This is a genomic window from Streptomyces sp. NBC_01474, assembly GCF_035918215.1.
GTDB lineage: Bacteria > Actinomycetota > Actinomycetes > Streptomycetales > Streptomycetaceae > Streptomyces > Streptomyces aureus.
The window spans coordinates 4,227,454-4,239,124 of the sequence record NZ_CP109449.1; the positions used below are offsets into that span (position 1 = coordinate 4,227,454).

Annotated in this window: 12 protein-coding genes; all 12 read right to left on the reverse strand. The window is 67.7% G+C overall.

Features of this window, described 5'->3' with window-relative positions; genetic code table 11:
* Nucleotides 1-9: 9 nt before the first annotated feature.
* The 12 genes from OG758_RS19260 to glyA all read right to left on the reverse strand — a co-directional run bounded on the left by OG758_RS19260 (nucleotide 10) and on the right by glyA (nucleotide 11,524).
* Nucleotides 10-459: a DUF2550 domain-containing protein gene (locus OG758_RS19260; protein ID WP_326711154.1), complete on the reverse strand. Its 450-nt coding sequence runs from the start codon at nucleotides 457-459 to the stop codon at nucleotides 10-12.
* Between the two features lie 189 nt (nucleotides 460-648).
* Complete coding sequence (locus OG758_RS19265; RefSeq protein ID WP_116509861.1) at nucleotides 649-1,023, reverse strand: F0F1 ATP synthase subunit epsilon; 375 nt, start codon at nucleotides 1,021-1,023, stop codon at nucleotides 649-651.
* Nucleotides 1,024-1,165: 142 nt separating this feature from the next.
* A complete protein-coding gene (gene atpD / locus OG758_RS19270; protein ID WP_326711155.1) occupies nucleotides 1,166-2,608 on the reverse strand; it encodes a F0F1 ATP synthase subunit beta in 1,443 nt (480 codons plus the stop codon).
* Nucleotides 2,608-3,525, reverse strand: coding sequence for a F0F1 ATP synthase subunit gamma (locus tag OG758_RS19275; protein ID WP_326711156.1), 918 nt, complete (start codon nucleotides 3,523-3,525; stop codon nucleotides 2,608-2,610). Before OG758_RS19275 ends, atpD begins: the two co-directional genes overlap by 1 nt.
* A gap of 20 nt (nucleotides 3,526-3,545) precedes the next feature.
* Nucleotides 3,546-5,138: a F0F1 ATP synthase subunit alpha gene (gene atpA, locus OG758_RS19280; protein ID WP_326711157.1), complete on the reverse strand. Its 1,593-nt coding sequence runs from the start codon at nucleotides 5,136-5,138 to the stop codon at nucleotides 3,546-3,548.
* A gap of 120 nt (nucleotides 5,139-5,258) precedes the next feature.
* Nucleotides 5,259-6,080 carry a F0F1 ATP synthase subunit delta gene (locus tag OG758_RS19285; protein WP_326711158.1) on the reverse strand — a complete coding sequence of 274 codons (822 nt, stop codon included), beginning with the start codon at nucleotides 6,078-6,080 and terminating at the stop codon, nucleotides 5,259-5,261.
* Nucleotides 6,077-6,625: a F0F1 ATP synthase subunit B gene (locus tag OG758_RS19290; protein ID WP_326711159.1), complete on the reverse strand. Its 549-nt coding sequence runs from the start codon at nucleotides 6,623-6,625 to the stop codon at nucleotides 6,077-6,079. Before OG758_RS19290 ends, OG758_RS19285 begins: the two co-directional genes overlap by 4 nt.
* A 41-nt stretch (nucleotides 6,626-6,666) precedes the next feature.
* Nucleotides 6,667-6,906 (reverse strand): ATP synthase F0 subunit C, encoded by a 240-nt coding sequence (atpE, locus tag OG758_RS19295; protein WP_227297233.1) that lies wholly within the window; start codon nucleotides 6,904-6,906, stop codon nucleotides 6,667-6,669.
* A 75-nt stretch (nucleotides 6,907-6,981) separates the two neighbouring features.
* Complete coding sequence (gene atpB / locus OG758_RS19300; RefSeq protein WP_326715962.1) at nucleotides 6,982-7,752, reverse strand: F0F1 ATP synthase subunit A; 771 nt, start codon at nucleotides 7,750-7,752, stop codon at nucleotides 6,982-6,984.
* A gap of 273 nt (nucleotides 7,753-8,025) precedes the next feature.
* Nucleotides 8,026-8,475: a hypothetical protein gene (locus OG758_RS19305; protein ID WP_326711160.1), complete on the reverse strand. Its 450-nt coding sequence runs from the start codon at nucleotides 8,473-8,475 to the stop codon at nucleotides 8,026-8,028.
* A 262-nt stretch (nucleotides 8,476-8,737) separates the two neighbouring features.
* Nucleotides 8,738-10,126, reverse strand: coding sequence for an MraY family glycosyltransferase (locus OG758_RS19310; protein WP_326711161.1), 1,389 nt, complete (start codon nucleotides 10,124-10,126; stop codon nucleotides 8,738-8,740).
* Between the two features lie 129 nt (nucleotides 10,127-10,255).
* Complete coding sequence (glyA, locus tag OG758_RS19315; protein WP_326711162.1) at nucleotides 10,256-11,524, reverse strand: serine hydroxymethyltransferase; 1,269 nt, start codon at nucleotides 11,522-11,524, stop codon at nucleotides 10,256-10,258.
* Nucleotides 11,525-11,671 lie beyond the last annotated feature (147 nt).

Genomic DNA, 11,671 nt, shown 5'->3' on the forward strand with positions numbered 1-11,671 from the left:
TGCGAAACCTCAGGCCACGTTCACCCTCTGGCCGGGGGGAGCCGCCTCCAGCCAGGCCAGGAAGCCGGTCAGCGCGTCCTCGCTCATCGCCAGCTCGAGACGCGAGCCGCGGTGCGAGCACGCGAGGACGATCGCGTCCGAGAGCAGGGCCAGCTCCTCCTCGCCCTCAGGCGCGCGCCGCCCCGTCACCTCGATCGCCGAGCGCTCCAGGGTGCGACGGGGCCTGATCGCGTAGGAGAAGACCCGGAACCACTCGATCCGGTCGCCGTTGTAGCGGGCCACGCCGTAGCCCCAGCCCTTGCCGGAGGCGTCGCCCCCCTCGGGCACGTCCCACCGCAGGGAGCAGTCGAAGGTGCCCCCGGAGCGCTGGATCAGCCGGCGCCTCAGGCCGAAGACGAACAACCCCAGCAATACGAATACGACGACCGCGACCACGCACAGCACGAGAACGAGGACCATTCGTACCGACCTCCTCGCCTCATCTGATAACGGGCCCGACAGCGGATCCGATAACGGAACTGCAAAATTGACCAAGGATCGCCTCAGCCGCGACCTGGTCCGGAGAGGTTCTCCGGTCCTGGCCGCGGCTGAGTCATGTCACTCCGCGCTCCCCCATAGCCTAAAGGGCATGGGAGGTACCCTCAGGGCTCAGCGCGTCGCCACCGCACGCAGTCGGACGTCCGCGCGACGCTCGGCGGATGCGTCGGCATCCGACTTCGCGCGCTCGAGCGCCCGCTCCGCACGCTGGACATCGATCTCGTCCGACAGCTCGGCGATCTCGGCGAGCAGGGACAGCTTGTTGTCGGCGAACGAGACGAAACCGCCGTGCACAGCGGCGACAACCGTCCCGCCGTCGCTCGTGCGGATCATCACCGGGCCCGACTCCAGCACACCGAGAAGCGGCTGGTGACCGGGCATGACGCCGATGTCGCCGGACGCGGTGCGCGCGACGACCAGGGTGGCCTCGCCGGACCAGACACTGCGGTCCGCGGCGACGAGCTCGACATGCAGCTCAGCAGCCAAGGTGGGCTCCTCGGGTCACCACCCGGCGGTTGCTGCCGGGTGTTGGGTCAAAGTCTAGTCGGCGTACGGAGAGGGGCGGGACACACCCTGCGGGTATCCCCCGCCCCTCTCCCACGAGTCTGTGCTTCCGGAGAAGCCAGAATCAGGAGACGCCGAGCTCCTTGGCGTTGGCCTTGAGGTCCTCGATGCCACCGCACATGAAGAACGCCTGCTCGGGGAAGTGGTCGTACTCGCCGTCGCAGATCGCGTTGAACGCGGTGATCGACTCCTCGAGCGACACGTCCGAACCGTCCACGCCGGTGAACTGCTTGGCGGCGTGGGTGTTCTGCGACAGGAAGCGCTCGACGCGACGGGCACGGTGGACAACGAGCTTGTCCTCCTCGCCCAGCTCGTCGATACCGAGGATCGCGATGATGTCCTGGAGATCCTTGTACTTCTGCAGGATCGTCTTGACGCGCATCGCCGCGTCGTAGTGGTCCTGCGCGATGTAGCGCGGGTCCAGGATGCGGGACGTGGAGTCCAGCGGGTCCACGGCCGGGTAGATGCCCTTCTCGGAGATCGGACGGGAGAGAACCGTCGTCGCGTCGAGGTGGGCGAACGTGGTGGCCGGGGCCGGGTCGGTCAGGTCGTCCGCGGGGACGTAGATCGCCTGCATCGAGGTGATCGAGTGACCACGGGTCGACGTGATGCGCTCCTGGAGGAGACCCATCTCGTCGGCGAGGGTCGGCTGGTAACCCACCGCGGAGGGCATGCGGCCGAGCAGGGTCGAGACCTCGGAACCGGCCTGCGTGAAGCGGAAGATGTTGTCGATGAAGAACAGCACGTCCTGCTTCTGCACATCGCGGAAGTACTCCGCCATGGTCAGACCGGCCAGGGCGACGCGAAGACGCGTGCCCGGCGGCTCGTCCATCTGGCCGAAGACCAGCGCGGTCTTGTCCAGAACGCCGGCTTCCTCCATCTCGACCATGAGGTCGTTGCCCTCACGGGTGCGCTCGCCGACACCGGCGAAGACGGAGACACCGTCGTGCAGCTTGGCCACACGGACGATCATTTCCTGGATCAGAACGGTCTTGCCGACACCGGCACCACCGAACAGACCGATCTTTCCACCCTTGACGTACGGGGTGAGAAGGTCGACGACCTTCAGGCCGGTCTCGAACATCTCGGTCTTGGACTCGAGCTGGTCGAAGGCCGGGGCCTTGCGGTGGATCGTCCAGCGCGGGGCGTCGGCGACCGAGGACGGGTCGTCGTTCAGCACGTCACCGAGGGTGTTGAACACCCGGCCCTTGGTCAGGTCACCGACGGGCACCGAGATGCCGGCGCCGGTGTCCGTCACGGCGGCCTGGCGGACCAGACCGTCGGTGGGCTGCATCGAGACCGTACGGACCACGCCGTCACCCAGGTGCTGGGCGACCTCGAGGGTCAGCGTCTTCTTCGCACCCTCGGTGGCCGGGTCGTCGACCTGGACGTGCAGGGCGTTGTAGATCTCCGGCATCGCGTCGACGGGGAACTCCACGTCGACGACCGGGCCGATGACCCGGGCGACGCGGCCCGTGGCAACGGCCGTCTCAACAGTGGTCGTCATTACTTGTCACTCCCCGCGGTCGCGTCGGCCAGGGCTGCAGTGCCGCCGACGATCTCGCTGATTTCCTGGGTGATTTCGGCCTGGCGGGCCGCGTTGGCAAGTCGGGAGAGCGAGTTGATCAAGTCTCCCGCGTTGTCGGTCGCCGACTTCATCGCGCGGCGCGTCGCGGCGTGCTTGGAAGCAGCCGACTGGAGCAGCGCGTTGTAGATACGGCTCTCGACGTAGCGCGGCAGCAGGGCGTCGAGGACGTCCTCCGCCGACGGTTCGAAGTCGTACAGCGGAAGGATCTCGCCCTTGGACTTCGACTCCTCCGCCACCTCTTCGAGGCTGAGCGGAAGCAGACGGCCGTCAACGGCCGACTGCGTCATCATCGAGATGAACTCCGTGTAGACGATGTGGAGTTCATCCACGCCGCCCTCCGCCGAGTCCTTCTCGATCGCCTCGATCAGCGGGCCCGCGACCTTCTTGGCGTCCGCGTACGTGGGCTCGTCGGTGAAACCCGTCCACTGCTCCGCGATCTTGCGCTCACGGAAGTTGTAGTGGGCGACACCACGGCGGCCGACGATGTAGATCTCGACCTCCTTGCCCTCGGCCTCGAGACGCGCGGTCAGCTTCTCCGCGGCCTTGATGGCGTTCGAGTTGAAGGCGCCGGCCAGACCGCGGTCGCTCGTGAGGAGCAGCACCGCGGTGCGCGTCGCCGTCTCCGGCTCCGTCGTCAGCGGGTGGTTCGTGTTCGAACCGGTGCCGACAGCCGTGACCGCGCGGGTGAGCTCGGTCGCGTACGGCGTGGAGGCCGTCACCTTGCGCTGCGCCTTGACGACGCGCGAGGCAGCGATCATCTCCATCGCCTTGGTGATCTTCTTGGTCGCGGTGACGGATTTGATGCGACGCTTGTAGACCCGGAGCTGGGCTCCCATGAGTCAGGTCCCTTCCGTCGTCACTTACCGGCGGCGGCCGGAGCGTCCTCGCCGAGAAGCTTCCCGTCCGAGGTCTCGAACTGCTTCTTGAAGTCCGCGATGGCGTCGGCGGTGGCGGTCAGGGTGTCGTCCGACATCTTGCCGCCCTCCTTGATGGAGGTCATCAGGCCCTGCTCCTTGCGGTGCAGGTAGTCGAGCAGCTCGCGCTCGAAGCGCCGGATGTCCACGACCGGGACGTCGTCCATCTTGCCGGTGGTACCGGCCCAGACGGAGACAACCTGGTCCTCGGTCGCCATCGGCTGGTACTGGGGCTGCTTGAGCAGCTCCACCATGCGCTGACCGCGCTCCAGCTGGGCCTTCGACGCGGCGTCCAGGTCGGAACCGAAGGCGGCGAACGCCTCGAGCTCACGGAACTGGGCGAGGTCCACACGGAGGCGGCCGGAGACCTGCTTCATCGCCTTGTGCTGCGCGGAACCACCGACTCGGGAGACGGAGATACCGACGTTCAGCGCGGGGCGCTGACCGGCGTTGAACAGGTCCGACTCCAGGAAGCACTGGCCGTCGGTGATGGAGATGACGTTGGTCGGGATGAACGCCGACACGTCGTTCGCCTTGGTCTCGACGATCGGCAGACCGGTCATCGAGCCGGCACCCATCTCGTCCGAGAGCTTCGCGCAGCGCTCGAGGAGGCGGGAGTGCAGGTAGAAGACGTCACCCGGGTAGGCCTCGCGCCCCGGCGGGCGGCGGAGCAGCAGGGACACGGCGCGGTAGGCGTCGGCCTGCTTCGAGAGGTCGTCGAAGATGATGAGGACGTGCTTGCCCTCGTACATCCACTGCTGGCCGATGGCCGAACCGGTGTACGGCGCAAGGTACTTGAAGCCGGCCGGGTCGGACGCCGGGGCGGCGACGATGGTCGTGTACTCCAGCGCGCCGGCCTCTTCCAGGGCGCCACGCACGGAGGCGATGGTCGAGCCCTTCTGGCCGATGGCGACGTAGATGCAGCGGACCTGCTTCTTCGGGTCGCCGGTGCGCCAGTTGTCGCGCTGGTTGATGATCGTGTCGACAGCCAGGGCGGTCTTGCCCGTCTGGCGGTCGCCGATGATCAGCTGACGCTGACCGCGGCCGATCGGGGTCATCGCGTCGACGGCCTTGTAGCCGGTCTCCATCGGCTCGTGCACCGACTTGCGCTGCATGACCGTGGGGGCCTGCAGCTCAAGGGCACGACGCGCGCTGGTCTCGATCTCGCCGAGGCCGTCGATCGGGGTGCCGAGCGGGTCGACGACGCGACCCAGGTAGCCCTCGCCGACGGCGACGGAGAGCACCTCACCGGTGCGCTGCACCGGCTGGCCCTCCTCGATACCGGTGAACTCACCGAGCACGATGGCACCGATCTCGCGCTCCTCGAGGTTGAGGGCGAGGCCGAGGGTGCCGTCCTCGAACTTCAGCAGTTCGTTGGCCATGGCCGAGGGCAGGCCCTCGACCTTCGCGATGCCGTCGCCGGCAAGGGTGACCGTACCGACCTCCTCGCGCGAGGCCGCGTCCGGCTTGTACGCCTGGACAAAGTTCTCCAGCGCGTCCCGGATCTCCTCCGGCCGGATCGTGAGCTCCGCCATCTGGGTTCCCTGCTCTCCTTGTTGGGCCCGAAGTTTTCTTGGGGGGTCTGGGGTCAGCCCCCAGGAATCCTCTGCACGGCCCAACTAGGGCCGTAGGTACTACTACGTTGTGCGAGTCGGCTAGCCGGCCATACGGCGGCTGGCGTCCTCAATGCGGTCCGCGATGCTTCCGTTGATGAGCTCGTCGCCCACCTGCACGGTGATCCCTCCGAGGACCTCGGGGTCCACGTCGAGGTTCAGGTGCATCTGACGCCCGTAGAGCTTCGCCAGGGCGGCGCCCAGGCGCTGCTTGTGCGCGTCACTCAGCGGCACCGCCGTGGTGACGACGGCGACCATGCGGTCCCGGCGCTCCGCGGCGAGCTTGGACAGGGACTCGAGTCCCGTCTCCAGGCTACGTCCACGCGGCTGGGTCACAAGGCGCTCGACGAGACGCTCGGTGGAGGCCTTGGCGCGACCGCCGAGCAGGCTGCGCAGCAGCTCGCTCTTGGCCGTGCCCGTGGCGTTACGCTCGGTGAGCGCGGCGCGCAGCTCGGTGTTCGAGGCGACGATCCGGCCGAACCGGAACAGCTCGTCCTCCACGTCGTCCAGCTCGCCGGCCTGCTGCGCCGCGGTCAGCTCGGCGATGTTGGACAGCTCCTCGACGGAGTCGACCAGGTCGCGCGACGCGGACCAGCGGGAGCGGACCAGCCCGGCCACCAGGTCGGCGGTCGTGCCGCTGACCTGGCCGCTGAGCAGACGCTCCGCGAGCTCGGCCTTGGCCTCGCCGGCCTGCGCCGGGTCGGTCAGGACCCGACGCAGCGACACCTCGCGGTCGAGCAGCGCGGTGACCGCGGCCAGCTCTCCGGCAAGCTGTCGGGCGTCGACCGAGGTGCTGTCGGTCAGCGCGTCGAGACGCTCACGTGCGGAGGCGAGTGCCTCGCGGCTCGCTCCGTGGGCAGTCATCGAACAGCCTCGGCCTTCTCCTCGAGGTCATCGAGGAAGCGGTCGATCGTGCGCGACTGCCGGGCGTGGTCCTCGAGGGACTCGCCGACCAGCTTGCCGGCCAGGGTGGTGGCCAGCTGGCCCACGTCCTGGCGCAGCGCCTGAGCGGCGGCCTTGCGGTCGGCCTCGATCTGCGAGTGGCCGGCGGCGATGATTTCCTCACGCTGCCGCTGGCCTTCCGCGCGCATCTCGGCGATGAGCGTGGCGCCCTGCTCCTGCGCCTCCTGGCGCAGACGCGCGGCCTCGTGACGAGCCTCGGCCAGCTGAGCCTTGTACTGCTCGAGCACGCTCTGGGCCTCGGTCTGGGCCGACTCGGCCTTCTCGATACCGCCTTCGATCAGCTCGCGGCGCTCCTCCAGCACCTTGTTGATACGCGGGAGGAGCTTCTTGGCGAAGAAGAAGAAGACGATGGCGAAGGCGATGGTGCCCACGAGCAGCTCGGGACCAGCCGGGATCAGCGGGTTCTGCTTCTCCTCGGCCGCCAGCTGTACCAGGTTGGCGATCACATCAGTGCCTTTCGTCGAATAATGGTCTGTGAGGAGTGAGGTCACTGACCGTAAACGAACGGCAGAACGATGCCGATGAGGGCGAGCGCCTCACAGAAGGCGAAGCCGAGGATCTGGTTGGCACGGATCAGACCGGCGGCCTCGGGCTGACGAGCCAGGGCCTGGGTGCCGTTACCGAAGACGATACCGACGCCGATGCCGGGGCCGATGGCGGCGAGACCATAGCCGATGGAACCGAGGGAGCCGGAGACGCCAGCGGCGAGTTCGATGGTCGCGGACATGCCGTTACTTCCTTCTCTTTAACGAACCGGTGGGGGTTGGCCACCGGACGACAGGGGGTATGACGGGACGGGGACTCAGTGGTGCTCGGCGAGAGCGCCCTGAATGTAGGTGCTGGCGAGGAGCACGAAGACGTACGCCTGGACCGCCTGCACGAAAAGCTCGAAGAGGACCATGGCGACGGTCATCACGAAGGAGACGCCCGCGGCCGGGATCATCCAGCTGTTCAGCAGGTACCAGGAGGCGACGGTGAACATCACCAGCATCAGGTGACCGGCGAACATGTTGGCGAACAGTCGCACCGCGTGCGTGAACGGCCGGACGAGCAGGTTCGAGAAGAACTCGATGAACGAGACGAGCCACTTGATCGGGCCGAGCGAGTTGTCGTAGCCCGTGATGTTCTTCCAACCGCCCACGAAACCATGGCGCTTGAAGGTCAGCGGCACCCAGATCAGGTAGACGATGGCCGCGAGCACGACCGGGTACGCGAACACCGACGAGACCGGGAACTGGGTCAGCGGGATCACGGACCAGATGTTCATGATCCAGATGAAGAAGAACAGCGACACCATGAAGGGGACGTACTTCTCGCCCTCCTTCTTGCCCATCGTCTCGTAGACGATTCCGCGGCGTACGAAGTCGTACCCCGCTTCCACGGCCATCTGGAGCTTGCCCGGGACGACCTTGGCTTTGCCGAACGCCGCGTAGAAGACACTGACGACGACGAGAGTCGTCAGGAGGGCGAGCAGCATCACCTTGTTGAACTCGAACCCGCCGACGGTGAAGATCGGCTTGAAGAGGAACGAGTGCAGACCGGGAGCCGGAAAGCCGCAGCCGTTGTCGGACATGATCCGACAGCTCCAGTCAAAGGCGAGCTCAGTCTGGTCAGCACTCACCACGGGCTCCTTCGGCGTGACGCATAGGTACGGCAACCTCGTTGTGTCGTTGCGGCGCGCAGCCGCGGATCGGCACCGGTCTGGTGTTTCGGATGTGGGGGCGGCAGGCAGGCAGTGAGCCTCGCAGTCGAGCAGGCGTCAGCTCAGATGCCCGCGCCCGCAGTGCCGCAGTTGGCACCGGACGATAGCAGTAACGCGAACCCGCACTTATCCCGCCCCTACCCCTCATGAGGACGACCCTGAATTCTCGGGCTTGTCGCTCTTCTCGGAGTCTTTCGCCGAGTCGGGATCGATATAGAAAATCTTGGCCTTCATGTGCGCACGCGCCTGCGCGGCCATCCATACGACGGTGGCGGCGACGAGTGAAGCGGCGAAGGCCTTGGGGTTGAACAGTGTCGTGTCCTTGAAGACGGCGACGAAGATCAGAAGCAGCAGCAACTGGGCGACGTAGAGCATCAGCCCCATCGCCTGGAAGAGCTGCGGAAGCGATTTTGCCGTCCGCTGGAGGACGACCTGCCCGAGGCCCATGAAAGCGATCACGACCACCGTGCCGATGACTGCACCGAGGGCCCCCTTGCCGCCGGCGACCACACCACTGATCACGGCGGCAAGCGCGCCGGCAATGGCTGTGGGCACAACGGCCTGAAGGAGGATCCGTGCGTCGTTGGAGGGCATGGCGGCAGCTCCCTTTACTGGGTGGGGGCAGGGTGTCGTCATGGACGAGCGTAGACCGGGGCCGAGAGGGAACTTCGGGCCAATGGGCCGTCGCACTACGGTCCTTCGGCTCTATCCCCGGGTCTCGTGAACGGTATCACAAACTATTTGATGAGGTCTTTACCTCTGTAGTGTGCTTACTGTCACACGTGAGAGGTACTCCGCGCGTCTGTGCAAAAAAGCGGCCAACTTGTCTGGTAATGAGGCGTTTTCGTCTCTCGCGTCAGCGCGACGAGGGCGCCTTGCGCCGATCCAGGAAGCGCGAACGGGGGCCAATGGCCGTCGCCCCGTTGACTCCTGCGGGCATCGGCGTGCGAGCACCCTCGTCCTCGGGCGCCTCCGCGGCCACACCTGACCCGGCCGCCTCCTCGGCCGGCCCGGCCGCTGCCTGAGCCGCGTACGACGGCGCCGTCTCAGGCGCCTGGGCAGCCGCCCGCGCGGCCCGCCTGCGCCGGTAGCGCGGCGGCAGGAAGGCCTCCGCCCAGTGCGGGGCGCGCGGCGTGAAGCGCGGCAGCAGAAGCAGTACGAGACCGACGAAACTCAGCACGACGATCGCCATGACGATCCACATCGACGACGAGTGGACGGAGTAGGCGACCGCGCCGAAGGACAGCAGCGCCGACCAGAAGTACATGATCAGGACCGCGCGGCTGTGGGAGTGGCCGATCTCCAGGAGCCGGTGATGCAGGTGTCCGCGGTCCGCCGCGAACGGTGACTGGCCCTTCCACGTGCGCCGCACGATCGCGAGGACGAGGTCCGCGAACGGCACCGCGATGATCGTCAGCGGCATCAGCAGCGGGATGAAGACCGGGACCATCGCGTGGGTGGCGTCACGGGTGCCGCCGAAGTTCAGCTTCATCAGGCTCGGGTCGACCTGGCCGGTGATGGAGATGGCACCGGCGGACAGGACGAGGCCGATGAGCATCGACCCGGAGTCACCCATGAAGATCCTGGCGGGGTGCATGTTGTGCGGCAGGAAGCCCAGACACATGCCGATCAGGATCGCCGCGAACAGCGTCGCGGGGGCGGCCGCCTCGATGCCGTAGCCGTACCAGAGGCGGTACGAGTACAGGAAGAACGCCGATGCGGCGATGCACACCATGCCGGACGCGAGGCCGTCGAGGCCGTCCACGAAGTTGACCGCGTTGATGCTGATCACGACCAGGGCGACGGTGAGGAGCGTGCCCTGCCACTGCGTGAGCGAGACCGTGCCCACACCCGGGATCGGCAGCCACAGGATCGTAAGACCCTGCATGACCATGACGCCGGCGGCGATCATCTGGCCGCCCAGCTTGATCAGGGCGTCGATCTCGAACTTGTCGTCCAGGACACCGATCAGCCAGATCAGGGCGGCTCCGGAGAGCAGCGCCCGCGGCTCGTTCGACATCTTGAAGACGGGGCTGAGGTTCGTCAGGTGGTCCGCGACGAGGAGACCCGCGCACAGGCCGAAGAACATGGCGATCCCGCCGAGCCGGGGCGTGGGCTCCCGGTGCACGTCGCGGGCGCGGATCTCCGGCATGGCGCCGGCCACGATCGCGAACTTCCGCACCGGGCCGGTCAGCAGGTATGTCACCGCGGCCGTGATGCAGAGCGTCAGCAGGTATTCACGCACGGGCTTCCCCACAGATATCGCTGGCCATCTCAGCCCCACACCCTAGCTTCGCGCGCATGTGGTGAAGGACTGCCGGGTAGCGATGATGGTTGCACGAGTGACGGACCACCCCTGCCCGCCCACCCCTGTCTAGTCCGGATACGGCGGAAATCTTCCGGTGAGATCGCGCACTTCCGCACGCGCCGTACGCGGATCGATCTCGTCCCGCAGCACTCCCGAGAAGAGCACCGCGATGCGCGCCATCTCCGGCTCGCCCATGCCCTGGGTGGTGACGGCGGCAGTGCCGAGACGCAGGCCACGCCCGTCCCCGAAGGGCAGCGCGCATGTGTCGAGGACCATGCCGGCCGAGGCCAGCCGCCCCCGGGCGGTCGGGCCGTCGACGCCCAGCGACGTGGGGTCGGCGGTCAGCAGATGAGTGTCCGTGCCGCCGGTGGTGATCGCGAGGCCCTCGGCGTCGAGCGCGGCCGCGAGGACCCTCGCGTTGGCGACCACCTGATGGGTGTACGCGGCGAAGGCCGGGGTCGCCGCCTCGCCGAACGCGACGGCCTTGGCCGCGATCGTGTGCATCTGGGCGCCGCCCTGCGTGAACGGGAAGACGGCCCGGTCGATGCGTCCGGCGAGCTCGGCCCCGCACAGGACCATGCCGCCGCGGGGGCCGCGCAGCACCTTGTGCGTGGTGGCGCAGACGACATCGGCGTACGGCACGGGGTTCGGTGCCGCTCCCCCGGCGACCAGGCCGATGGGGTGCGCCGCGTCGGCGATGAGGTAGGCCCCTACGTCGTCGGCGATGTCGCGGAACGCCGCGTAGTCGATGTGCCGGGGATAGGCGATCGAGCCGCAGACGATCGCCTTGGGCGGGTGGGCGCGGGCCAGCGCGCGGACCTGGTCGTGGTCGATGAGGCCGGTCTCCGGGTCGACGCCGTAGGGCACGAAGTCGAACCAGCGGCCCGAGAAGTTCGCGGGCGAGCCATGGGTGAGGTGGCCGCCGTACGGGAGCCCCATCGCCAGGACGGTGTCTCCGGGGCGCAGCAGGGCGGCGTACGCGGCGAGGACCGCGGAGGAGCCGGAGTGGGGCTGCACATTGGCGTGCTCGGCGCCGAAGAGCGCCCTGGCCCGGTCGACGGCGATCCGCTCCGCCACGTCGACGAGCTCGCAGCCACCGTGGTGACGGGCGCCGGGGTAGCCCTCGGCGTACTTGTTGGCGAGCGGGGAGCCGAGGGCCGCGAGGACGGCCGGCGACGTGAAGTTCTCGGCGGCGATCAGTTGCAGCGACGTGGCCTGCCGGGCCGCCTCGCCGAGCATGATCTCGGCGATCTCGGGGTCCTGCCGGCGCAGTACGTCGAAGCCGGCGTGCGCGTACGTCGCACCGGCGGGGGTTTGTTCAGTGGTGACCGGCATCTTGGGCTCCGGGCCTCGCGGGGGTGACCTCAAAACCAATGTAGGCCCGCACTGCCCGCGGCGCCCGAAACTCAGGTACGAGCGGGTAATCCGGCAGACGCTGTCACCACGTTCGGCGGCAGGCCGGAACACCCGTCAAGCCCGTCA

Excerpts from the sequence above, each read along its gene's own strand:
- OG758_RS19260 (WP_326711154.1), bottom strand. The coding sequence starts at position 459 with ATGGTCCTCGTTCTCGTGCTGTGCGTGGTCGCGGTCGTCGTATTCGTA.
- atpD (WP_326711155.1), bottom strand. The coding sequence starts at position 2,608 with ATGACGACCACTGTTGAGACGGCCGTTGCCACGGGCCGCGTCGCCCGG.
- OG758_RS19275 (WP_326711156.1), bottom strand. The coding sequence starts at position 3,525 with ATGGGAGCCCAGCTCCGGGTCTACAAGCGTCGCATCAAATCCGTCACC.
- atpA (WP_326711157.1), bottom strand. The coding sequence starts at position 5,138 with ATGGCGGAGCTCACGATCCGGCCGGAGGAGATCCGGGACGCGCTGGAG.
- OG758_RS19285 (WP_326711158.1), bottom strand. The coding sequence starts at position 6,080 with ATGACTGCCCACGGAGCGAGCCGCGAGGCACTCGCCTCCGCACGTGAG.
- atpE (WP_227297233.1), bottom strand. The coding sequence starts at position 6,906 with ATGTCCGCGACCATCGAACTCGCCGCTGGCGTCTCCGGCTCCCTCGGT.
- atpB (WP_326715962.1), bottom strand. The coding sequence starts at position 7,752 with ATGTCCGACAACGGCTGCGGCTTTCCGGCTCCCGGTCTGCACTCGTTC.
- OG758_RS19305 (WP_326711160.1), bottom strand. The coding sequence starts at position 8,475 with ATGCCCTCCAACGACGCACGGATCCTCCTTCAGGCCGTTGTGCCCACA.
- glyA (WP_326711162.1), bottom strand. The coding sequence starts at position 11,524 with ATGCCGGTCACCACTGAACAAACCCCCGCCGGTGCGACGTACGCGCAC.